This window comes from Ensifer sp. D2-11, from assembly GCF_054161295.1.
Genome location: NZ_CP096433.1, coordinates 2,532,487 through 2,554,897, shown reverse-complemented (window position 1 = coordinate 2,554,897; position 22,411 = coordinate 2,532,487). Strand labels below are relative to the sequence as shown.

At 63.5% G+C, this 22,411-nt stretch carries 18 protein-coding genes; 12 read left to right on the top strand and 6 right to left on the bottom strand.

The window, feature by feature from the left end; genetic code table 11:
- The first annotated feature begins 247 nt into the window (after positions 1–247).
- The 5 genes from M1D34_RS12285 to M1D34_RS12265 all read left to right on the top strand — a co-directional run bounded on the left by M1D34_RS12285 (position 248) and on the right by M1D34_RS12265 (position 5,707).
- Positions 248–1,258 (top strand): carbohydrate ABC transporter permease, encoded by a 1,011-nt coding sequence (locus M1D34_RS12285; protein ID WP_498779230.1) that lies wholly within the window; start codon positions 248–250, stop codon positions 1,256–1,258.
- A 1-nt stretch (position 1,259) separates the two neighbouring features.
- Complete coding sequence (locus M1D34_RS12280; RefSeq protein WP_003529834.1) at positions 1,260–2,402, top strand: carbohydrate ABC transporter permease; 1,143 nt, start codon at positions 1,260–1,262, stop codon at positions 2,400–2,402.
- Between the two features lie 29 nt (positions 2,403–2,431).
- Positions 2,432–4,087, top strand: coding sequence for a beta-galactosidase BglA (gene bglA / locus M1D34_RS12275; protein ID WP_498779228.1), 1,656 nt, complete (start codon positions 2,432–2,434; stop codon positions 4,085–4,087).
- Positions 4,088–4,106: 19 nt separating this feature from the next.
- A complete protein-coding gene (locus M1D34_RS12270; RefSeq protein ID WP_498779226.1) occupies positions 4,107–5,195 on the top strand; it encodes an ABC transporter ATP-binding protein in 1,089 nt (362 codons plus the stop codon).
- A gap of 101 nt (positions 5,196–5,296) precedes the next feature.
- Positions 5,297–5,707 carry a hypothetical protein gene (locus M1D34_RS12265; RefSeq protein WP_010968758.1) on the top strand — a complete coding sequence of 137 codons (411 nt, stop codon included), beginning with the start codon at positions 5,297–5,299 and terminating at the stop codon, positions 5,705–5,707.
- Positions 5,708–6,189: 482 nt separating this feature from the next.
- Here M1D34_RS12265 and edd read toward each other — a convergent pair whose 3' ends face one another.
- The 5 genes from edd to M1D34_RS12240 all read right to left on the bottom strand — a co-directional run bounded on the left by edd (position 6,190) and on the right by M1D34_RS12240 (position 13,220).
- The gene (gene edd, locus M1D34_RS12260) at positions 6,190–8,010 is read right to left on the bottom strand and encodes a phosphogluconate dehydratase (protein WP_153314360.1); all 1,821 of its coding nucleotides are present in this window, start codon (positions 8,008–8,010) and stop codon (positions 6,190–6,192) included.
- Positions 8,011–8,101: 91 nt separating this feature from the next.
- On the bottom strand, positions 8,102–8,800 hold the full coding sequence (gene pgl, locus M1D34_RS12255; RefSeq protein ID WP_318866928.1) for a 6-phosphogluconolactonase: 699 nt from the start codon (positions 8,798–8,800) through the stop codon (positions 8,102–8,104).
- A gap of 8 nt (positions 8,801–8,808) precedes the next feature.
- Complete coding sequence (gene zwf / locus M1D34_RS12250; RefSeq protein WP_003527054.1) at positions 8,809–10,284, bottom strand: glucose-6-phosphate dehydrogenase; 1,476 nt, start codon at positions 10,282–10,284, stop codon at positions 8,809–8,811.
- A gap of 196 nt (positions 10,285–10,480) precedes the next feature.
- Positions 10,481–11,767: an NAD(P)/FAD-dependent oxidoreductase gene (locus tag M1D34_RS12245; protein ID WP_014529034.1), complete on the bottom strand. Its 1,287-nt coding sequence runs from the start codon at positions 11,765–11,767 to the stop codon at positions 10,481–10,483.
- A 16-nt stretch (positions 11,768–11,783) separates the two neighbouring features.
- A complete protein-coding gene (locus tag M1D34_RS12240; protein ID WP_318866925.1) occupies positions 11,784–13,220 on the bottom strand; it encodes a glutamine synthetase family protein in 1,437 nt (478 codons plus the stop codon).
- A 124-nt stretch (positions 13,221–13,344) separates the two neighbouring features.
- On the opposite strand from M1D34_RS12240, the gene M1D34_RS12235 reads away from it, so the two are divergent.
- From M1D34_RS12235 to M1D34_RS12225, 3 genes are all read left to right on the top strand, one after another.
- On the top strand, positions 13,345–14,529 hold the full coding sequence (locus M1D34_RS12235; protein ID WP_498779221.1) for a BaiN/RdsA family NAD(P)/FAD-dependent oxidoreductase: 1,185 nt from the start codon (positions 13,345–13,347) through the stop codon (positions 14,527–14,529).
- Between the two features lie 281 nt (positions 14,530–14,810).
- Positions 14,811–14,951: a hypothetical protein gene (locus tag M1D34_RS12230; protein WP_010968761.1), complete on the top strand. Its 141-nt coding sequence runs from the start codon at positions 14,811–14,813 to the stop codon at positions 14,949–14,951.
- Between the two features lie 329 nt (positions 14,952–15,280).
- Complete coding sequence (locus M1D34_RS12225; protein WP_498779219.1) at positions 15,281–17,806, top strand: methyl-accepting chemotaxis protein; 2,526 nt, start codon at positions 15,281–15,283, stop codon at positions 17,804–17,806.
- A 52-nt stretch (positions 17,807–17,858) separates the two neighbouring features.
- Here M1D34_RS12225 and M1D34_RS12220 read toward each other — a convergent pair whose 3' ends face one another.
- On the bottom strand, positions 17,859–18,065 hold the full coding sequence (locus M1D34_RS12220; RefSeq protein WP_003527065.1) for a hypothetical protein: 207 nt from the start codon (positions 18,063–18,065) through the stop codon (positions 17,859–17,861).
- Between the two features lie 89 nt (positions 18,066–18,154).
- Between M1D34_RS12220 and M1D34_RS12215 the strand changes: the two genes are divergently transcribed.
- The 4 genes from M1D34_RS12215 to M1D34_RS12200 all read left to right on the top strand — a co-directional run bounded on the left by M1D34_RS12215 (position 18,155) and on the right by M1D34_RS12200 (position 22,316).
- Positions 18,155–19,030 carry a LysR family transcriptional regulator gene (locus tag M1D34_RS12215; protein ID WP_498779217.1) on the top strand — a complete coding sequence of 292 codons (876 nt, stop codon included), beginning with the start codon at positions 18,155–18,157 and terminating at the stop codon, positions 19,028–19,030.
- A 272-nt stretch (positions 19,031–19,302) separates the two neighbouring features.
- Positions 19,303–20,115: a tetratricopeptide repeat protein gene (locus M1D34_RS12210; protein WP_498779215.1), complete on the top strand. Its 813-nt coding sequence runs from the start codon at positions 19,303–19,305 to the stop codon at positions 20,113–20,115.
- 6 nt (positions 20,116–20,121) lie between these two features.
- Positions 20,122–20,616 (top strand): invasion associated locus B family protein, encoded by a 495-nt coding sequence (locus tag M1D34_RS12205; RefSeq protein WP_027992367.1) that lies wholly within the window; start codon positions 20,122–20,124, stop codon positions 20,614–20,616.
- Positions 20,613–22,316 carry a ShlB/FhaC/HecB family hemolysin secretion/activation protein gene (locus tag M1D34_RS12200; RefSeq protein ID WP_498779213.1) on the top strand — a complete coding sequence of 568 codons (1,704 nt, stop codon included), beginning with the start codon at positions 20,613–20,615 and terminating at the stop codon, positions 22,314–22,316. Before M1D34_RS12205 ends, M1D34_RS12200 begins: the two co-directional genes overlap by 4 nt.
- Positions 22,317–22,411: the final 95 nt, after the last annotated feature.

Below are 22,411 nucleotides of genomic sequence, written 5' to 3'. Positions count from 1 at the left end.
CCGGTCGGTCGGACGGTGGGGGCATCGTCCGCCTGTTCCTGATTGGGCGGCCCTCCGGCTCCTGCATGTTTCCTTTAATCCTATCCGATTAAAGGACAAAAACTGCAGAAGATCAAAGTGCTACAGCGACCTTTGCGCGTCTGATAAGACGCGCGGCGCTGTAGAGGGCCGCCAATAAAAGCAGCCGCCGTTATACAAGGCGCCTGAAGCAGGCGCCTGCGAAGGCGTGAGAGGGGAGGAATGTGTCATGGAACAGTTGATTGCTGCCATTCTGACGATGGTGGCCGGCGTTCTGGTCTGCGCGGCCTATTTCTGGAGCACGAATCTCGTTCTCGACTGGATATTCCCCTCCAAGGGGAAGTTCGGGGCCGTCGCCTCGCGCAACCTGCGTATCGCCAACAGCATTCGTCCCTGGCTGTTTCTCGCCCCCGCCCTGCTGGCGCTGACGCTCTACCTCGTCTACCCCGTCGTCCAATCGGTCTGGCTGAGCCTTCACGGTCGGGGAGGCCGGAACTTCGTCGGCCTGAGCAACTATTCCTGGATGATCAATGACGGCGAATTCCGCCAGTCGATCTTCAACAATTTCCTCTGGCTCCTCGTCGTGCCGGCGCTTTCGACCTTCTTCGGCCTGATCATTGCGGCACTGACCGACCGCATCTGGTGGGGCAATATCGCCAAGACGCTGATCTTCATGCCGATGGCGATTTCCTTCGTCGGCGCAGCCGTCATCTGGAAATTCATCTATGATTACCGCGCCGCAGGCTCCGAACAGATCGGTCTCCTGAACGCCATCGTCGTCGCGCTTGGCGGCGAGCCGCAGGCCTGGATCACGCTGCCCTTCTGGAACAACTTCTTCCTGATGGTCATCCTCATCTGGATCCAGACCGGCTTTGCCATGGTCATCCTTTCGGCGGCGCTGCGCGGCATTCCGGAGGAGACGATCGAGGCGGCGGTTATCGACGGCGCCAATGGCTGGCAGATTTTCTTCAAGATCATGGTGCCGCAGATCTGGGGCACGATCGCCGTCGTGTGGACGACCATCACCATCCTGGTCCTCAAGGTTTTCGATATCGTGCTGGCGATGACGAACGGGCAATGGCAGAGCCAGGTGCTTGCCAATCTCATGTTCGACTGGATGTTCCGCGGCGGCGGCGACTTCGGCCGGGGCGCGGCAATCGCGGTGGTCATCATGATCCTGGTCGTCCCGATCATGATCTGGAACATCCGCAACGCGACCAGGGAATCGGGAGGCCACTGAGATGAATCCGTCAAGGCGTTCTCCGCTCACCTGGGCCGTGCATCTTTCCGTCCTGCTTCTGGTCCTGCTCTGGACCCTGCCGACGGCCGGCCTCTTGATTTCCTCCTTGCGCGACAAGGACCAGCTCGCCGTTTCCGGCTGGTGGACGGCTCTTTCCAGCTCGTCGCGCAATGCCGTCGTCCGCGCGCCCTCGGCCGAGGACCAGGTCGAGCGCGACGGCAAGTTCGTGATTTCCGGAAACCTGCTGGAGGGCCGGGGCGAGGTTTCCGCCTTCGGATTTTCCAGCCGCGAACCCACTAAATTCAAGCCCGGCGAAACGGCTGAGCTCAACGACGGCGAAAGGCTGACGGTACAATCCGACGGCAGCTTCGAAATCGTTTCGGATCAGCGGATGGAGGGTTCGCGCGGCCAGCGGATATTCTTTACGGCCACCACGCCACCGCGCTTCACGCTCGACAATTATGCCGAGGTCCTGAGTGCTGCGGGCATCGGCAGGTCCTTCCTGAATTCGCTGACCGTCGCCGTACCCTCAACCGTCATTCCCATCCTGATTGCGGCCTTCGCTGCCTACGCGCTCGCCTGGATGCCCTTTCCCGGCCGCGCGGTGCTGCTCGCGGTGGTCGTCGGCCTTCTGGTCGTGCCGCTGCAGATGTCGCTCATTCCGCTGCTGCAGCTTTATAATGGCGTCGGCGCCTTCTTCGGCGTCTCCGCCAAGACCTATATGGGCATCTGGCTCGCCCATACCGGCTTCGGCCTGCCGCTCGCCATCTATCTCCTGCGCAACTACATGGCCGGCCTGCCGCGCGAGATCATGGAATCCGCGCGCGTCGACGGCGCCAGCGATTTCGATATCTTCGTCAAGATCATTCTGCCCCTGTCGTTTCCGGCGCTCGCCTCCTTTGCCATCTTCCAGTTTCTCTGGACCTGGAACGACCTTCTCGTCGCCATCGTCTTCCTCGGCGCGGGGGACGACAAGCTGGTGCTGACCGGGCGACTGGTCAATCTCCTCGGCTCCCGCGGCGGCAATTGGGAAATTCTCACCGCTTCCGCCTTCATCACCATCGTCGTTCCGCTGATCGTCTTCTTCGCCCTGCAACGCTACCTAGTGCGCGGTCTGCTGGCTGGGTCGGTCAAGGGCGGCTGATCGATTTCAGACAAGGAACCCTGAACAGCATGACAATGAACGAAACGACGAGCTCACTCCTCGAGCCCGATAGGGATTGGTGGCGCGGCGCGGTAATCTATCAGATCTATCCGCGCTCCTTTCAGGACACCAATGGCGATGGCATCGGCGATCTGCAGGGGATAACGGCCCGTCTGCCCCACATTGCAGGGCTCGGCGCGGATGCGATCTGGATATCGCCCTTCTTCACGTCGCCGATGCGGGACTTCGGCTACGACGTCTCGAACTATGTCGATGTCGACCCGATCTTCGGGACGCTCGAAGACTTCGATGCGCTGATCGCAGAGGCCCACCGGCTCGGTCTCCGGGTGATGATCGACCTCGTGCTGTCACATACCTCCGACCGGCACCCCTGGTTCGTCGAAAGCCGCTCCAGCCGCAGCAATGCGAAAGCGGACTGGTACGTCTGGGCGGATTCGAAGCCGGACGGCACACCGCCCAACAACTGGCTGTCGATTTTCGGCGGGTCCGCCTGGCAGTGGGATCCAACCCGCCTGCAATATTATCTGCACAACTTCCTCACCTCGCAGCCCGACCTCAATCTGCATAACCCGCAGGTTCAGGAAGCGCTGCTTGCCGTCGAGCGCTTCTGGCTGGAGCGGGGCGTCGACGGGTTCCGGCTCGACACCATCAACTTCTATTTCCATGACCGCGAGTTGCGCGACAACCCCGCGCTCGTGCCCGAACGCCGAAACGCCTCGACTGCGCCGGCGGTCAATCCCTATAACTATCAGGAGCATATCTACGACAAGAACCGGCCGGAGAACCTGGAGTTCCTGAAGCGCTTCCGCGCGGTTATGGACGAGTTCCCGGCGATCGCCGCCGTCGGCGAGGTCGGCGACAGCCAGCGCGGCCTCGAGATCGCAGGTGAATACACGTCGGGCGGCGACAAGGTGCACATGTGCTACGCTTTCGAGTTTCTGGCGCCCGATCGGCTGACGCCGCAGCGCGTGGCCGAGGTTCTGCGCGACTTCCACAGGGCGGCCCCCGAAGGCTGGGCCTGTTGGGCCTTCTCGAACCATGACGTGGTCCGCCACGTCAGCCGCTGGGCCGACGGCGTCACCGATCACGACGCGCATGCGAAGTTGCTCGCCACCCTTTTGATGTCGCTGCGCGGTACCGTCTGCATCTATCAGGGCGAGGAACTCGCGCTCGCCGAGGCGGAGCTCGACTATGAGGATCTCCAGGATCCCTATGGCATCCAGTTCTGGCCCGACTTCAAGGGCCGGGACGGCTGCCGCACGCCGATGGTGTGGGAGAGCCTGCCCGATGGCGGCTTCAGCAGCGCGACGCCGTGGCTGCCGATTTCCGAGAGCCACATTCCGCGGGCGGTTGCCGTGCAGGAGGGCGACCCGGCCTCGGTGCTGCACCACTACCGACGCTTTCTCGCCTTCAGAAAGGCAAATCCGGCATTGGCCAAGGGCGAGATCGAATTCGTCGAGACCAGGGGCTCCTTGCTCGGCTTCCTGCGCAGCCATGGCAACGAGAAAGTCTTTTGCCTGTTCAACATGAGCGACGAAGCTGCGACGAAGGAACTGCCGATGAAGCGGCTGGAGCCGCTCGAGGGTCACGGCTTCGTCTCTGAGATACTGGATCACGAGGTCAAGCTGCCGGCCTGGGGCGCGTTTTTCGCGCGCCTGGCCTGAGAACCGAGGGGAGGGTGCCATGACAGGCCTGCTGCTGAAAGATATCCGCAAGTCCTACGGGGCCGTCGACGTAATTCACGGCATCGATCTCGACATCAAGGAAGGCGAGTTCGTCGTCTTCGTAGGACCGTCCGGATGCGGGAAGTCGACGCTTCTGCGCATGATCGCCGGGCTCGAGGAAATAACCGGCGGCGACATGTTCATCGACGGCGAGCGGGTCAACGACGTGCCGCCTTCGAAGCGCGGCATCGCCATGGTGTTCCAGTCCTATGCGCTCTATCCGCATATGACCGTTTACGACAACATGGCCTTCGGCATGCGCATCGCCAGGGAATCGAAGGAGGAGATCGACCGGCGTGTGCGCGGAGCCGCGGATATGCTTCAGCTCACCCCATATCTCGACCGGCTTCCGAAGGCGCTTTCCGGCGGCCAGCGGCAGCGCGTGGCCATCGGCCGGGCGATCTGCCGCAATCCCAAGGTCTTCCTTTTCGACGAGCCGCTCTCCAACCTCGACGCCGCGCTCCGGGTAGCGACCCGCATCGAGATCGCCAAGCTCAGCGAGCGGATGTCGGACACCACCATGATCTACGTCACCCATGACCAGGTGGAGGCGATGACGCTCGCCGACCGGATCGTGGTCCTCTCCGCCGGTCACATCGAACAGGTCGGGGCGCCCCTCGAACTCTACGAGCGGCCGGCAAACCTCTTCGTCGCGCGTTTCATCGGCTCCCCGGCCATGAACGTCATCCCGGCGACGATCACCGCGACCGGCCAACAGACCGCCGTCTCGCTCGCGGGCGGAAAGTCGGTGACGCTCGATGTTCCGACGAATGCCTCCGAAAACGGCAAGACGGCGAGCTTCGGCGTCCGCCCGGAAGACCTGCGGGTGACCGAGGCCGACGACTTCCTGTTCGAGGGCACGGTCTCGATCGTCGAGGCGCTGGGCGAGGTGACCTTGCTCTACATCGAAGGACTGGTCGAAAACGAGCCGATCATCGCCAAGATGCCCGGTATCGCCCGGGTCGGCCGCGGCGACAAGGTGCGGTTCACGGCTGAGAAGGCCAAGCTGCATCTCTTCGACACCACGGGACAGAGCTATCGGGCGTAGATCGGCTGCGGGGACGGGGGCATTTTCGGCATGCAGCTCTGAACTCTCTGTTAAATTTCATGGGTTAGCGTCGTCGCAGTGGAATGCGAAAGGCGAGTTCGATGAGCAGTGCAGCCCCCGTGATCAACCGGCACTTTCTCAACAAGGAAGAGTCATTCATGTACGATCGGGAGGCGAATTTCCCGATGGAGGACACGCGGAACGAGGCGCGGATCGAATTCACCGAAAAGGGTATGCAGCATCTCTCGTCGCGCCGCTGCGAGATCATCAAGCTCTCCAGGAGCAGCGCCCTGATCGGCATCCTTACCCAGTTCCAGCTGCCGCAGAATTTCTATCTCGACATACCGAGCGCCCGCATTCCCCTGATCGGCTGCCTCCTGAGGCGGGTCCACGCCAACAACATCATCGAGGCGCGCTTCCTGCGGCTCCTGAGCGAGCGGGACCTCAACCGGATCTTCGTCTACAGCACCCATCCGAACCATCGGAACCGCACGCTCGACATCTATCGCTGAGAATGACGCGGCCGTCCGCTGGCGATGCTCGATGTGGTTGGCGGGCTATACCCCCTCTGGGCTGCCGGCCACCTCCCCCACAACCTGGCGGTTCGAGGGAAGGCCGAGCGTGGGATTGCCCCTCAACCGGCTGCCGCCACCTTCTCCCCGCAGGCGGGGAGAAGGGATATGCCGCGCCCGCTCGCTCCATCGAGCGGGCGGTGAATGCAGGGTGCAGTTGGCGCCGCTTGTCCCTTCTCCCCGCTTGCGGGGAGAAGGTGCCGGCAGGCGGTTGAGGGGCAATCTACTGCATGTTTCCTTTAATCCTATCCGATTAAAGGACAAAAACATGCAGCAGATCAAAGTGCTACAGCGATCTTTGCGCGTCTGATAAGACGCGCGGCGCTGTAGAGATATGTGCATGCCGTAGCCCCTTGTGGGGGAGATGGCCGGCAGGCCAGAGGGGGCGTTTCCCCGCGACAATCCGATCGGACTGGGCCTGCCTAATGGAACAGCACGCTTCCGCCGCGGTCGGCTGCGCCGGCGATCTGTCTGAACGGAGCGAAGAGCTCGCGGCCCATGCCGAACTCGTTGTCGGAGAGGTCGATATGCGCCGGAACGCGCGTCTTCAGCGCGATGTCCTCGACGAGCACCTCGACCTTGCCGTTGATCGCGTCTATGCGGACGATGTCGCCTTCCTGGATACGTGCGATCGGGCCGCCTTCCTTCGCTTCCGGGGTCACGTGGATCGCTGCCGGAACCTTGCCGGAGGCACCGGACATACGCCCGTCGGTGAGAATCGCGACTTTCTGGCCGCGATCCTGCAGGATGCCGAGCACCGTCGTCAGCTTGTGCAGTTCCGGCATGCCGTTGGCCTTTGGCCCCTGAAAGCGCACGACGGCCACGAAATCGCCTTCGAGCTTTCCAGCCTTGAAGGCGGCGTTCAGTTCCGCCTGATCGTTGAAGATCTTGGCCGGCGCTTCGATGACGTGGCTCTCCGGCTTGACGGCGGAGATCTTGATGACCGCCTTGCCGATATTGCCGCTCAGCATCTTGAGGCCGCCGGTGTGCTGGAACGGGCGGTCGACGGTCGCGAGCACCTTCGGGTCGGCGCTTGCCTCCGGCGCGGGCTCGCGCTTGACGCTGCCGTTCTCGCCGAGCTTCACGTCGATCGCATAGGCGCTCAGCCCCTGCCCGTAGACGGTGCGGACATCGTCGTGCAGCAAGCCTTTCCTGAGAAGTTGGGCGATCAGGAAGCCCATGCCGCCTGCCGCGTGGAAATGGTTCACGTCGGCCAGCCCGTTCGGATAGACGCGCGCGAGCAGCGGCACGAGATCGGAAAGCTCCGAAATGTCCTGCCAGGTAAGCACGATGCCCGCGGCGCGGGCCATCGCGACGAGATGCATCGTGTGGTTCGTCGAGCCGCCGGTCGCATGCAGGCCGACGACGCCGTTGACGATCGACCGTTCGTCGATCATCTCGCCGGCGGGCGTGAATTCGTTGCCGAGCGCGGTGATCGCAAGCGCCCGCTTCGTCGCTTCCCTGGTCAGCGCGTCGCGAAGCGGCGTGCCGGGATTGATGAAGGAGGCGCCGGGCAGGTGGAAGCCCATGATCTCCATCAGCATCTGGTTGGAATTGGCGGTGCCGTAGAAGGTACAGGTGCCAGGGCCGTGATAGGACTTGGACTCAGCCTCCAGGAGCTCGTCGCGGCCGACCTTGCCTTCGGCGAAGAGTTGCCGAACCTTGGCCTTCTCATCGTTCGGCAGGCCCGTGGTCATCGGTCCGGCGGGGATGAAGACCGCGGGCAGATGGCCGAAGGTGAGCGCGGCGATCGCGAGTCCGGGCACGATCTTGTCGCAGACGCCGAGATAGACGGCCGCGTCGAACATGTTGTGCGACAGGCCGATGCCGGCCGCCATGGCGATGACATCGCGCGAGAAGAGCGACAGTTCCATGCCGGGCTGGCCTTGGGTGACGCCGTCGCACATTGCCGGAACGCCGCCGGCGACCTGAGCGACGCCGCCCGCCTCGTGCGCGGCCTCCCGGATCAGTGCCGGATAGGTTTCGAACGGCTGATGCGCCGACAGCATGTCGTTGTAGGAGGTGATGATGCCGAGATTGGGGACGCGGTCGCCCGCAAGGGCCACCTTCTCGGCGGGGGAACAGACCGCAAACCCGTGCGCGAGATTGCCGCAGCCGAGAACGGTCCGGTGCGGTCCGTTCGTCGCAGCGCTGCGGACGCGATCGAGGTAGGGCTCGCGGTGGGGCTTCGAGCGTTCGACGATGCGGGCGGTAATGGCGGCTATGCGGGAATCGGCGGACATGGACACATCCTCTTCCGGAGTCTTACGACTCCTCTTTTTCATCGATCATCGGCTTCGAGCGCCACAGCGTTGCGGCGCTTTCCGGGTCGCCTCAGGGCGCCCAGTATATCTGCAGCGGCGATGCGGCCCGCCGAAGCATGGCCCGGATGGGCATCTCCGCCTCGTCGCCGGACGCCTCGGCCTGAGCAAGCACCTCTTTCTTGCCGCTGCCTTCGATATGCAGCACCAGATAGCCGGCATCCTGCAGGCTGGAGAAGGTGAAGGTGAGGCGGGGTTCGCCGGCGCCTTCCGCTTCCATGGTGATCACGCCGCGTGGCGTCGTGGGGTCGAGCGCCTCTTCAAGGCGCGTCCCCCCGGGGAAGAACGAGGCCGTATGGCCGTCCGTTCCCATGCCGAGCACCACGACATCGAGGGGGGCGCCGAGGCTTGCCGTCCTCTCGCTCGCGATCGCCGCGGCCGCTTCCGCAGTCTCGGCCGCCTGATAGAGCGGAACGAAACGCGCCTCAGCAGCCCCGTCCTGGAGCAGGTTGTCGGCAACCAGACGATGGTTGGAGCGGTCGTTTTCCGGCGGCACGAAGCGCTCGTCGACGAGGGTGACCGTCACTTTCGACCAATCGAGCTCGCGACGCGACAGCGACCGGAAAAAGGCCTTGGGGGTCGAGCCGCCCGATACCGCGAGGCTTGCCGCGCCTCTCGCAGCGATCGCGGCGGCGAGCCTTGCACCGACGTCATCCGCGAGGGCCTCGGCCAGTGCGGACGGATTTTCGAATATGTGCATGTTCGCGCTCATGATCGGCCCTAGATCGCATCGTTCCAAGTGCGGCCGTCGCGCTCGATCAGCGCGATCGACTGGCTCGGGCCCCAGGTTCCGGCGGTATATCCTTGCACCTGTTGTCCGGTTGCTTCCCAGGCCTTGAGGATCGGGTCGATCCATTGCCAGGCCGCTTCCACTTCGTCGCGGCGCACGAACAGGGTTTGGTTGTTGCGGATGACGTCCAGCAACAGGCGTTCATAGGCATCGGCATTGCGGACCGCGAAGGCCTCGGCAAAGCTCATGTCGAGGGGCACGTTCCTCAGCCGCATGCCGCCCGGTCCGGGATCCTTGATCATCAGCGACTGCTTGACGCCTTCATTCGGCTGCAGGCGGATCATCAGCTGGTTGGCCGAAATCCGACCGGCACTCTGATCGAAGATCGAGTGCGGGATCTGCTTGAAGGTGATGACGATCTCCGACATGCGGCCCGCCATGCGCTTTCCGGTACGCAGATAGAAGGGCACGCCTGCCCAGCGCCAATTGCTGATCTCGGCCTTGATCGCGACGAAGGTTTCCGTGTTGGAAACGCCTCCTTCGAGCTCTTCGAGATAGCCCTTGACCGGGCCTCCGGACGATGCGCCGGCGCGGTACTGGCCCCGGACCGTCACCTGCTCGACATTGGAGGCGGTGATCGGCTTCAGCGCGCGAAGCACCTTGAGCTTCTCGTCGCGCACGGCCTCCGCGTCCATCGACGTCGGCGCCTCCATTGCGACGAAACAGAGAAGCTGGAGGATATGGTTCTGCACCATGTCGCGCAGCGCGCCCGCCTTGTCGTAGTAGCCTGCGCGATTCTCGAGCCCGACGGCTTCGGAAACGGTGATCTGCACGTGGTCGATGTGGGCGGAATTCCACAATGGCTCGTAAAGTGCGTTGGCGAAGCGCAGTGCCATCAGATTCTGCACCGTTTCCTTGCCGAGATAGTGGTCGATGCGGAAAATCTGCTCTTCGCGGAAGACCTTGCCGATCGTGTCGTTGAGCTCCGTCGCGGAAGCGAGGTCGCGGCCGATCGGCTTCTCGACGACGATGCGGGTGTTCCTCGTGATAAGCTTGTGATCGCGGATCTTTTCGGAAATGTCGCTGAAAATCGCCGGCCCGACGGCGAGATAGAAGGCACGGGTACGATCCTTGCCCTCTTCCAGGAGCTTCTTCAGATCGTCCCAGCCCTGCTCGGACTTGGCGTCGACGGAGACGTAATAGAGACGCGAGGTGAATTTCTCGACTTCCGCCTCGTTGAACTCCCCGGACTTCAGGTGTTCTTTCAGGGCGTCGCTCGCGAACCTGCGGTATTCGTCATGGGAAAGGCTCGCGCGCGATGCGCCGATGATCCGCGTCGGTTCCGTGAACTGACCTTCCATCTGACGGTGATAAAGTGCCGGCAGCAGCTTGCGCTCCGCAAGATCGCCGGTGCCCCCGAACACCACATAGTCAAACGGTTCGACGGGAATGATCTGGCTGCTCATGGGATGTCTCGATCTCGTTGAGGTCTGGGCTGATATAATCTAATCGATTTAAAATGGCTAGGGTGCACCGCAACAAAATGGGCGGCCGCACGGCTGCCGACGCACCGATCCTTATATCACCGCCGTCCGGGGAACAGAAATATGCGGCATTTCAAGGACTTTGCGCCACCGTCGGAAATCAGGGACGGCCTTCCCTTTAGAAACGGTCGCGCAGTGCGTACCAGCTGAGCGCCAGGAACAGGAGTGCCGAGCGGAACCGCGTCCCGCCGGGGAAGGCGGGTATCTTGAGCTGCTTCAGCAGATCGAGCTCGGTTGACTTGCCGAGCGCGAGCTCGGCATAGAGCTTGCCGCAGTAATTGGCGAGCATGACGCCATGGCCGGAATAACCGCCGATCGTGGTGACGCCCGGCATGACCTCGCGGCAGAAGGGTTGGCGCGGCATGGTGATGCCGACCGAGCCGCCCCAGGCATGGGTGATCTCGACATCGGCGAGATCCGGGTAGATTTCGCAGATCTGCCGGCGTATGTGCGCCGAAATGTCGCGCGGATTGTCGGCAGTGTAGGCTTCGCGCCCGCCGAAGAGCAGCCGCCCGTCTTTCGATTTTCGGAAATAGCGAACGACGAAGCGCGAATCGTCGACCGATTCGCCGCCGGGCAGAATCTCGGGATGGCCGTGCAGCACCGTCGTCGCGCCGATGAAGGAGCGGATCGGCATGACGTGGCTCGCGGTCACCGGCTCGAGATTGCCGATATAGCCATTGCAGGCGATCAGCGCCCGGTCGGCCGTGATCGTGCCGCTTGTCGTCTCGATGACGACCGCGCCGCCCTTCTTCTCGATCTTGAGCGCCTTCGTCCCTTCGTAGAGATTGGCGCCGGCGAGCGCCGCCTGTCTGGCGAGCCCCACAACCAGCTTCATCGGGTGGATGTGGCCGGTCCCGGTGTCGCGGATACCGAAGTGGTAATGGCTGGAGCCGAGCCGGCTCACGGTCTCCTCGCGATCCATGAAGGAAAGGTGCGGATAGCCGTACCGCCCGGTCATCGCCTCGACGTGGTTGCGATAGTCCCTTTCGAGGCTTGCCTTGTGGCCGACCGAGAGCTGGCCCGGCATGAATTCGATGTCGATCGCGTGCTCTTCGGCAAATCCCAGGACATAGCGCTTGGCGTTCTCGGCCATATCGAAGAGCCGTTGCGCCCATTCGCGGCCGAGCACCTCCTCCGTTTCGTCGGCCCAGACACGTTGCCCGGTGCCGAACTGCCCGCCATTTCGGCCCGAGGCGCCGTCGCCGAAGCGGCAGGCGTCGATCAGCGTGACGTCCGTCCCGCTCCGGGCGAGATTGCAGGCGGCCTGCAGGCCGGTGTAGCCGCCGCCGATAATGGCGACGTCGGCCTTGCGGGAGCCCGGCATGACCGGGAAGACGGGCCGCTCGGGAATCGTCGCCTCGTACCAGGAATATCCGGGCGAGATCGGGCTTTGCCAGGTCATGGAACCCTATTCCGGATCAGACATTCAGGAGCAGGAACTCGCGTTCCCACGGGCTGATGACCTGCATGAAGGTTTCGAACTCGCCGCGCTTCACGCCGGCATAGATGGCGATGAACTCGGCGCTGAAGACCTCCGCCAGCGCGGGAGCCGATTCGAGCAGCGAAACCGCCTCGAGCAGCCCTCGCGGCAGTTCGATTTCGCCCTCATTGGCGGTGTGTTCCGTGGGCGGTGTCGCCTGCAGGCCCTCGATGATGCCGAGATAGCCGCAGCCGAGCGAAGCCGCGAGCGCCAGGTAGGGGTTCGCATCGGAGCTCGGCAGGCGGTTCTCGATGCGCCGGGCGACCGGATCGGAGACGGGGATACGGAACGCCGTGGTCCGGTTGTCATAGCCCCAGGCGGTGTTGACCGGGGCCGACATGTCCGGCGTGAGGCGCCGATAGGAGTTCACATAGGGCGCCATCATCGACAACGTCCGCGGCACGTAAAGCTGCATGCCGCCTATGAAGGAAAAGAACGCCTGAGATGGCGAGCCGTCGGGATTGGAGAAGATGTTGCGGCCGGTCTCGATGTCGATCACCGATTGGTGGATATGCATGGCGGAGCCGGGCTGGCCCTGCATGGGCTTGGCCATGAACGTCGCATAGATTCCGTGCTTCAGCGCCGCTTCGCGGATGGTCCGCTTGAACAGGAAGACCTGGTCGGCAAGCTCGATCGGATCGCCGTGCCTGAGGTTGATCTCGAGCTGGGCCGGCCCCTCTTCGTGAATCAGCGTATCGATCTCGAGGCCTTGTTTTTCGGAAAAATGGTAGATGTCGTCGATGAGCTCGTCGAACTCGTTGATGCCGGCGATCGAATAGCCCTGGCCGCCGAGGATCGAGCGGCCGGACCGGCCCTTCGGCGGCCGCAGCGGATAGTCCGGGTCGTCGTTCTGGGCGACGAGATAGAATTCGATCTCCGGTGCGACCACCGGTTTCCAGCCCTTCTGCCGGTAGAGCTCGATGACGCGCTTCAGCACATTGCGCGGGGTGTAGCTGATCTGCTCGCCCTGCGAGCCGACGATGTCGCAGATGACCTGCGCCGTCGGGTCGCTTTCCCATGGAACGATGGAAAGGGTGGACAGGTCCGGAACGAGCTTGATGTCGCTGTCGCGGGAATCATAGCGGAATTGCCCGGTCTCCTCCGGATATTCGCCGGAAATCGTGTGCCGGTAGATCGCCGAGGGCAAGGCAAGCGAGGTATTGGACGTGAACTTGGACGTCGGCATCATCTTGCCGCGCGCAACGCCGGCAAGGTCCGGCGTGATGCACTCGATATCTTCGATGCCGCGGATCTTGAGCCAGTCGACCGCTTCGGTCCAGGTCTTCACGCCACGGGCGGCATGCAGGGCGGGGGGTATCTTCGAACTCTTGCTGACCTTTGCTGTCTCTTGGGCAACACTTCTCTTGGAAGACATAAATCACCGGGTTTGGCTTCGGATAGCGCAATCATAGCCGCAGTTTGGCAATTAGCTAGATGCACGCGATTGACTTTCGCCCTGCTCGCCGGAAAGGAGGATACGGAAACAGAAGGAAGCTTCCGTGGCGGAAAAGCAGGACGTGGTGATCATCGGGGCGGGCGCCGCCGGCATGATGTGCGCCATCGAGGCGGGTGAGCGCGGGCGCCGCGTGCTCGTCATCGACCACGCCAGGGCGCCCGGCGAGAAGATCCGCATCTCGGGCGGCGGCCGCTGCAATTTCACGAATATCCATGCGTCCCCCAGGAACTTCCTGTCCGGCAACCCGCATTTCTGCAAGTCGGCGCTCGCCCGCTACCGGCCGCAGGACTTCATCGCTCTCGTCGAGCGCCATGGCATCGGCTGGCACGAGAAAACGCTCGGCCAGCTCTTCTGCGATCATTCGGCCAAGGACATCATCCGCATGCTGATGGCGGAGATGAAGGGGGCGGGAGCGCAACTGAGGCTCGAAACCAGCATCGGCGAGGTTGAGAGGACCGCCTCCGGGTTCCGTGTGACGACGAGCACCGGCACGGTCGACGCCGCCTCGCTGGTCGTGGCGAGCGGCGGCAAGTCCATCCCGAAAATGGGAGCGACGGGTCTTGCCTATCGCATGGCGGAGCAGTTCGGCTTGCCTGTTGTCGAAACCCGGCCGGCACTGGTTCCCCTGACACTCGACCAGGCGCAGCTCGCAAAGCTCGGCGCGCTTGCCGGCGTCGCGGCCGATGCCGAGGCGCGGTTCGGGAAGGCCGCCTTCCGCGAGGCTGTCCTCATCACCCATCGAGGCTTGAGCGGACCGGCTATCCTGCAGATTTCATCCTATTGGCGTGAGGGTGAGGAGATCGTCCTCCGGCTGATGCCGGACATCGATATCGCCTCGATCCTCAAGGGAATGCGCCGGGCGAACGGCCGCCAGGCAGTCCAGACGGCACTTGCCGACATCCTGCCGCGCCGGCTCGCGCAGTTCTTCGCCGACGAAGCGAAGCTGACGGGGCGCATGCTTGCCGACCTTTCCGACAAGACGATCGACGCGCTTGCCAGCTCCATCCAGGTTTGGGCGGTGAAGCCGGCGGGATCGGAAGGCTACCGGACGGCCGAGGTCACGCTCGGCGGCGTCGATACGCGTGCGCTCGACTCCCGGACCATGCAGGCAAAGGAAGTCCCCGGCCTCTACTTCGTCGGCGAGTGTGTCGACGTGACCGGCTGGCTCGGAGGCTACAATTTCCAATGGGCCTGGGCGTCGGGCTTCGTCGCCGGTCAAGACGTGTAACCGTGCGGCAAAATTGGTGATTTGCTTCTTCGGCCATTCTTAAGGGAAATATAAGGGAAATTACTGAACCTGTTTATCATGGCGCGACAGCCTCGAAGGGCAGCGGAAGTCAACAAACGGAAACCACATTGTTTCCATTTCGGGGACTTTCTTCAGCCGCAGGATGGATGCACCATAATCGTAACGGCAAAGGCAGACCGGTCTTTGCTGGCAACTCGAAGTGCTGCATCGACCTTGCGCGCCCAAGACGCTCGGTGTTGCAGCGACAAGGACAAGAGGCCATGAACCAGCAACGCCGCCGTCCCCGTGCAATAGCCATTGCCCGCGCAGAGAAAAGCCGCGGGCAGAACGAATTGACGGCTTACCTCGCGACGCTCGCTCTGTTTGCCGTCACGGCCGTTGCTCTCTTTTCCTGGCTTTGAGGCGTCGCTTCCGACGCGCCACGTCGATGCGCCGGAGCACCGGTATTTCGCCCCCAACGGGGCAAATTCCGCTTATGGAATTCTTAATCGTTTGAAATGATTATGGCGAGCAAATGAGCACCGCCAGGTCCTCGCCGCCAAGCCGGCTGCGCGGTCCCGCAATGACTGCTGGCGGGCTGGCGGCGTGCGCCGCATGACTTTTCCGAAAAACATCAGCCTGTTTGCGCATCGGGTGGCGCCCGAGCGCCTTTGGTGCGTTCACCTGACGCGCCCCGGAGCGCTTCGAGCCATCGGGGAGGCGAACGCGCGCTGTAGCCAAGGTGTTTTCCATGTTCATCGACAGGATACTTGCCCGCTTCAAGATTCAGACGAAGGTTCTGTTCTTCATCCTGCCCTTCGTCGTCAGCATCTCGGCCGTCGGCATAACCGGACTTTATGCCTCTGGACTGCTGCAGGGCCGCATGGAGATTTCGAACAGCGTCCTCAAGACGCTGAGCGGCTTCAAGGACGTCTATGCCCAGATGAACAACTTCCTGCAGCAGACAACCGACGAAAGTCGGCGGATGCTCAAGGACGCAATCGTCACGCAGAAGGAAGTTCTGGCCGAAACCGCGGCGCAGGTTGCGGGCGGAAACGGCGAGGACGAGCTGGCTGCCGCCATTGCCGCCACCGGCGACATCGAGACGCGCATCGACGGGCTCTGGACATTGCATGAGGGCGAGCAGAAGCTCCGGGCCGAGACGAGGGCCGATCTGGAGCGTCTGGCGGCCGAACAGGCGAAGATCAACGAAGAGGCGAACCGGCTGCAATACGCGGTGCGCAAGGACGAGAATGCGGCGAAGACGATGCTGCGCAACGCCGAAAAACTCATGCGTGCCAGCCGCTTCTACGCCGAATTCGCGACCGAGGTGAGCGGGGCGATAACGGTCGAGGAGAAGCTGAAGGTCGCAGAGGGTCACTTCCCGGCCATAGGCCGCACGCAACGGGATATCTTCGTGCTTTTGCCGAAAGGCGAGAAATCCCTTGCCGAAACCGTCAATTCTGCTTCCGGGGCGATCGGCGCCCTTATCAAGACGCCGCCCGGCCCCGAAACGCTCGCCGGCCTTTCCAAATATGTCGACCGTTTCCGCACCGCCAGCTTCCGGCTGGAGGCAGCTTCGGTCGGCAAGATGCGCGAGGCGACGCAGATATTCAGCGAGCTCGACGGCAAGATCGCGGGGACGGAGTCGGTACTGACCGCGACACGCAGGCTCTCCACATCGCTTACCGACATTCAGATCGCCGCCGCGGCATTTCTCGGAACGACGAGCGAGGAAAGCCGCAAGAAGCTCCTCGACAGGTTCCTTGCAGTCCAGTCCAACCTCACAACTCTGCGCGGCATCGCGAGCGGCATGAGCTTCTTCGACCAGGCCGCCGGCGCACTTCTGCCGATCATCGACGGGATGAAGAAGGATGGCCTTGCGCTGGTCGAGATCACGGATAAGCGCACTGTCGAATTCGAGGCCGCGGGCGCCGCGATCAACGAGATCTGGAGCGACCTCACCGGGTTTGCCGAGCAGCAGAAGGTCGCCGCCGGCAGCGAGCGTGCGGAAGCCAATCAGATCTCCGTTGCGGCGACGATCACCGGCGTCGTGATCGCGCTCCTGGCCGGCATCGCGCTCACGCTCACGCTGAAAAAGCCGATCGGCCAGATCACGGCTGCCATGCGGCGGCTGGCGGACGGCGCGCTCGATACCTCGATCGACGGCGGCACGCGCCGAGACGAGATCGGCGACATGGCGCGTGCCCTCGGCGTCTTCAAGGAAAATGCGCTCTCCAAGGTGCGCATCGAGGCGGAAAGCGCCGAAGAGCGTGCCCGCGCGGAAGCCGAGCGCAGCCGCAACGATGCCGAGAAGCGCGAGCTCGACAGACAGATCGATCTTGCCGTGAGCGAACTCGCAGCCGGTCTCGGACGCCTGGCACAGGGCGACCTGTCGCGGCAGATCGAAGTGCCCTTCGCCGGCCGTCTCGAACAGTTGCGGCTGGATTTCAACGGATCGCTCTTCCGCCTTCAGGATACGCTGGCGCAAATTCGCGCCAATGCCCAGGCGATCCAGCAGGGTGGCGCCGACATGCATCGGTCCGCCGACGCGCTGTCGAAGCGGACAGAGGCTCAGGCCGCTTCGCTCGAGGAGACGGCGGCGGCCGTCGACCAGATCACCGTGACGGTGCGCTCCTCGGCGGAGCGGGCGCACGAGGCGAACCAGGCCGTGTCTCATACCAAGCGGAGCGCCGACAGTTCGGCGACGGTCGTCACCAACGCCGTCGCCGCCATGGGACGCATCGAGGCGGCCTCCCGCCAGATCGAGCAGATCATCGAAGTGATCGACGATATCGCCTTCCAGACCAATCTCCTGGCGCTCAATGCCGGTATCGAAGCGGCGCGTGCCGGCGAGGCGGGCAAGGGCTTTGCCGTCGTGGCTCAGGAAGTGCGCGAACTGGCGCAGCGCTCGGCCGAGGCGGCGCGAGAGATCAAGGGGCTGATCGACAAATCGACCCAAGAGGTGAGTTCCGGCTCGCGTCTCGTCAAGGAAACGGGCGCGGTGCTCGCCTCGATCAGCGCCGAGATCGTCACGGTCAGCCAGCATGTCGAGATGATCGCCACGGCCAGCCGCGATCAGGCCGCAGCCCTGAACGAGGTCAACGGTTCCGTCAACCAGATGGACCAGATGACGCAGCAGAACGCCTCGATGGTGGAGAAGGCGACCGGCACCAGCCGGGCGCTCGCCAATCAGGCGGATACGCTGATGATGCTGGTCGAGCAGTTCCGGCTCGAGCCGGTGGCCGCAGCCGACCACAGCTACCGGGCGGCCTAATCGGATTCAAAACGCTGCTAGGGGCGCCGTGCATCCCGGATGCACGGCGCTTTCATTTGACGCCGCCTGCGCAGGAAACAGCAAAGCTGCCGGCGCAACCATCACTTGTCTCCGCCGGTTGCCGCCTGCGGAACACTGTCGCAAGCAGGCGTTTCGCGAAATGCCGCCGGCGGCTCGGCGTCCGGGGCTCGAATCTCTCGTCCCAGGGACGGTTTCTCGAAGCCATATCGAACAGCAGTGCCATTGCCATCATATCCATGGTGATGCTCCTTCATTCTTGGGCATCCCCTTTTTCATGCATCCGGAATTGTTTTACATACAGCCGATTTCCCCATATGTTTTTCAGCTATGAAAAACACGGATTGGGACATCTACCGCTGCTTCGTCACGGTGGCGCGTACCGGCGGGTTAACCGGGGCGGCGCAGGCGACGGGCCTCAGCCCTGCGACGGTCGGCCGCCGGATGCTGGAACTCGAGGAGCGCATCGGCCGCTCGCTCTTCATCCGCAGCCAGACCGGCTACACGCTGACGGGAGACGGCCGCTTTCTCTTCGAACAGTTGCAGGAAATGGAGGCGGCGGCCCGCAAGGTCGAAAGCTGGCAGAAGGAGGGCGAGGGGGCGACCGTCGTCCGCATCGCGGCCGGCACATGGGTCTCCTGGCTGATCGCCGAGAATTTTCCCGCCATCTGCACGGAACGGGACGCTTTCAACATTTCGCTGACGATCGGCGAGGCGCGGGCGAATCTCGCCTACCGCGAAAGCGATATCGGCATCCGAGCCTTCGAGCCGGAGGAAACCTATCTTGCGGCGCGGCCGGTGGGCGAAGTCGCCTATGCCGCCTACCGGCAGAAGAACGCGCCGGGCGGAGTGGAGCGCTGGGTCGCAGTCGCCGAAGAGGATGCGATATCGGCCTATCTGAAATGGCCGCACGAGCATGCGCCGGGCCGGATCGTTGCAGCCGTCACACGGCCTCGGTCCTTGCTGGATCTCGCGCGCGCCGGCGCGGGACGGGCGGTGCTGCCCTGTTTCGTCGGCGATCTCGATCCTCTGCTCGAGCGGGTGGGCGACGAGATCGAGCCGCTCAGACATCGGCAGTGGATCGTCATGAACAACGAGGACCGCCACAGGCGCGACATCCGCACCGTCGTAGACCGGATGACACGTTTCCTGCGCAGCCATACGGATCTTTTTGCCGGCAAGCGCCCGCCGCGCAATTCGGCATGAGCCTCCAGCCTTGACCGGCCGGCGCTGGGGCCGGCCGGTCCTTGTTTTGCCTGGCTGAATTCGTCTTCCGCAACACAACCCTTATTTGCATATAATCAGCTATTCGCGCTTTGATTCCTTGGATTCGCTCGGTCTTGTACGACGAGATGGCGTGAGACGGACTGCGCTGCGCGGAGGGATTCCGCGCTCGCGCCACTGACGTTCCATTTCGGCTGGCACCGACGGATCGCACGATTGTCCCAGGCAGTTCCTGCACCCGACTCGAGGCCCTCATGACCGCATCCTTTTACGCTTCGTTGAGCCTGCTCTTACTGGTGTCGGCAACGACCGCCCGGGCGGGCGTCGCCGAGGGGATCAAAACGCTCGAAGGCGGCGACATCGCCGGAGCGGTCAAGGAATTCCAGGAGGCCTACGAGGCCGGTGACGCCGATGGAGCCTTCTATATCGGGCGACTCTTCGAAATGGGGCTCGGGACGGACAAGGACATGAGGCGCGCCGCGGAACTTTATGCCGCTGCAGTCAGCAAGAAGAGCGCCAAGGCCGAGAACCGGCTCGGTCTGATGTATCTCAAGGGCGAACTGGTCATCCAGGATTACGCCCGCGCCACCGAACTGATCTGCGCCGCGGCCGCGGCGGGCGATCCGAACGGTCAGTTCAATTGCGGCCTGATCTATTCGGAAGGCAAGGCTGTCGGTCAGGATTGGGCGAAGGCAATCGATTACTGGCAAAAGGCTGCCGCGCAGCACAGTGTCGCCGCCCTCAACTATCTCGGACTCGCTCATCGGGAGGGGAACGGCGTCGATGCCGATCGCCACAGGGCAGTCTCGTATTTCCGCCGAACCGCCGCCGCCGGCAATCCGATGGGGCTCTACGAACTCGCAAGGGCCTATTCCGAGGGTGTGGGCGTCGACGCTGATCCGATAATGGCACACGCCTATGCGAATCTCGCGGCCGCCCGCGGCCACGTCGAGGCCGCATCCCTGCGCGACGAGCTTGGCGCGCGGTTGAGACCGGAGGAACTCAAAAAGGCGCACGCCACCGCGCGTGACTGGAAAGCGCTTCCGATCGACCAAACCGGCGAGTAGCCGGGCATGTCGGTTACAACGTTCCTGATCGCCCTGGTGCTCCTTGCCGCAACGCTTCCATGCTCGTCCGCCGCGGCAGCATCGGGCTCGCCCGCCTGGAAGGTCGAGTGCCGGGAGGATGTCCCGGCCTCATGCCAGATGTACGCCGCACCTGAGACCCGCAACGGAGCTCCGCCGGCTTTCCTGCTGACGGTCACGCCCGCTTCGGACGGGTCGGGGGAGTTCGCGGTCATTACTGCCCCGCAAAGGGTGTACCTCGTGCCCGGCATCGAGATCCGTGTCGACAAGCGCCGGCCGTTCAAGGCGCTGTTCGAACTCTGCGATGATGCCGGCTGCCATGCCGGCTTCAAGCTCGCCGGTCCGGTCCTCGACGCTTTTCGCCGCGGCGCAGCAGCCAAGGTCCGCATATGGACTGCGAAAGACAAGGCGGTCGAGTTCGCCGTCTCCCTTAACGGCTTTTCGAAAGCGCTCGAGGGGCTGAAGCGCGGAGGCAAGCCGTGACCGTGAGACAGACCTTCTCGTTGATTCGGCCCGTAAGCCATCGCCTCTTGGCCAGCCTGTTGTGGCTCCTTTGCAGCGCACCAGCCTTTGCGCAATCGATCGACACGCTGCGCGACACCCTGCAGAACGAGGCAAGCACCAGCGCCGAAGCCGAGCGCGCCAGGCGCGATGCGGCGCGCGCCCGCGCGGAGAGCGCTTCCGAAGTCCCCGCCGCAGAGAGCGGCTCGGCACCTGCGGAGGGCGGGCCCTGTTTCACCATCCGTGAGATCCGGATTACCGGCCACGAACCATTCGGCAAGCCTCCGGCGGGCCACGAGCAGCTCGTCGGCACCTGCGCTACCGCGGCCGATATCGCCCGTGCGCTCGGCCGCATCAACGCCTTTTACCAGGAGGAAGGCTACATCACCACGCGCGCCTACCTGCCCGAACAGGACGTCTCGGACGGATCGTTGGAAATATCCGTCATTCCGGGCCGCATCGAGGGCTATGTCTATGGCGACGGCCGGCAGGCGGACCGGCGCCTCGCCGCCGCATTCCCCGCCGCGCGGGGCGATCTCCTCAATCTCCGCGACATCGAGCAGGGCCTCGACAACTACAACGCGCCACGGTCGGCTTCGGCGAAGTTCCAGCTGATTCCGGGCCAAGCCGTCGGCGGTTCCTTCGTCCAGGTGCTGTCCGAGGATGAGCGGCGGTTCCACGCCAATCTCTCGACCGACAATACCGGCTTCAAGTCGACCGGTGTCTACAAGGGCAATGCCACGGTCGGCATCGACAACCTGATCGGCATCAACGACCAGCTGAGCTTCAGCCTGAGTTCCACGCCGTTCGACCCGCGCGGCAGCCGCTATTCCGACGCGCTGTCGGTGAACACTCTCATTCCCTACGGCAATTGGTCCCTTGGGCTCGATGCGGGCACCAGCCGCTATGCCTTCGCTCTCGACGGCGTCAACCAGACCTATCCCGTCTCCGGCCGCTCCCGGCATCTGTCGCTCACCCTCGAGCGCCTGATCTCGCGCGACAGCATCAGCAAACTCCATGCCTATGGTGGCCTCAAGTTCAGCCGCTCGGCAAGCTTCATCGAAGGCTACGAAATCGAAAGCCAGCGCCAGCGGCTTGCGACCGGCAGCCTCGGCCTGCGCGGCGAGACCTTTGCCGGCGCCGGCAAGTTCGAGTTCGACGCGAGCGCGCGCTTCGGTATCGAGGCGATCGGCAGCGAGGTTCCCGACAAGAGCGCCATCGACCCCAGCTTCAAGAGCTGGAGCCTGCGTCTCACCAACGAACAGCCGCTCGGTTCCAGTCCGCTGACCTATAGGGGCGTGATTTCGGCGCAGCTCGCCAGCGATATCCTCCCGGCATCGGAGCAATTCTCGATCGGCGGCTGGTCGAGTGTCCGCGGATTCCACGATGACAACATGTACGGCGAAAGCGGCATCTATTTCCGCAACACGCTCGAGTGGCTGGCCTTCAGCCGTCCGGGGCTGGAGGCGCGCCTCGGCGCCGGACTGGACGTCGGCTGGCTTAAGCCCTCACCGCTGCGGCAATGGGATCAACGTCACCTGATCGGCGTCAGCCTGTCGGCCGACGTCATCATCCGGCAACGCATGTTCATGTCCCTCGTCCTGGCGCATGCGCTCGACCGGCCCTCGGATTTCGGGGCCGGGCGGACCATCGGCTACGCAGGCGTCGACCTGCGGTTTTGAGGATTTTGGCCGGTCCGCGCAGGCGGGCCGGCCAATCGGCTTTTGAGGCATTGCCGACGGCCACAGTCTGCGGGCCCGGGCCGGCACCATGAGGG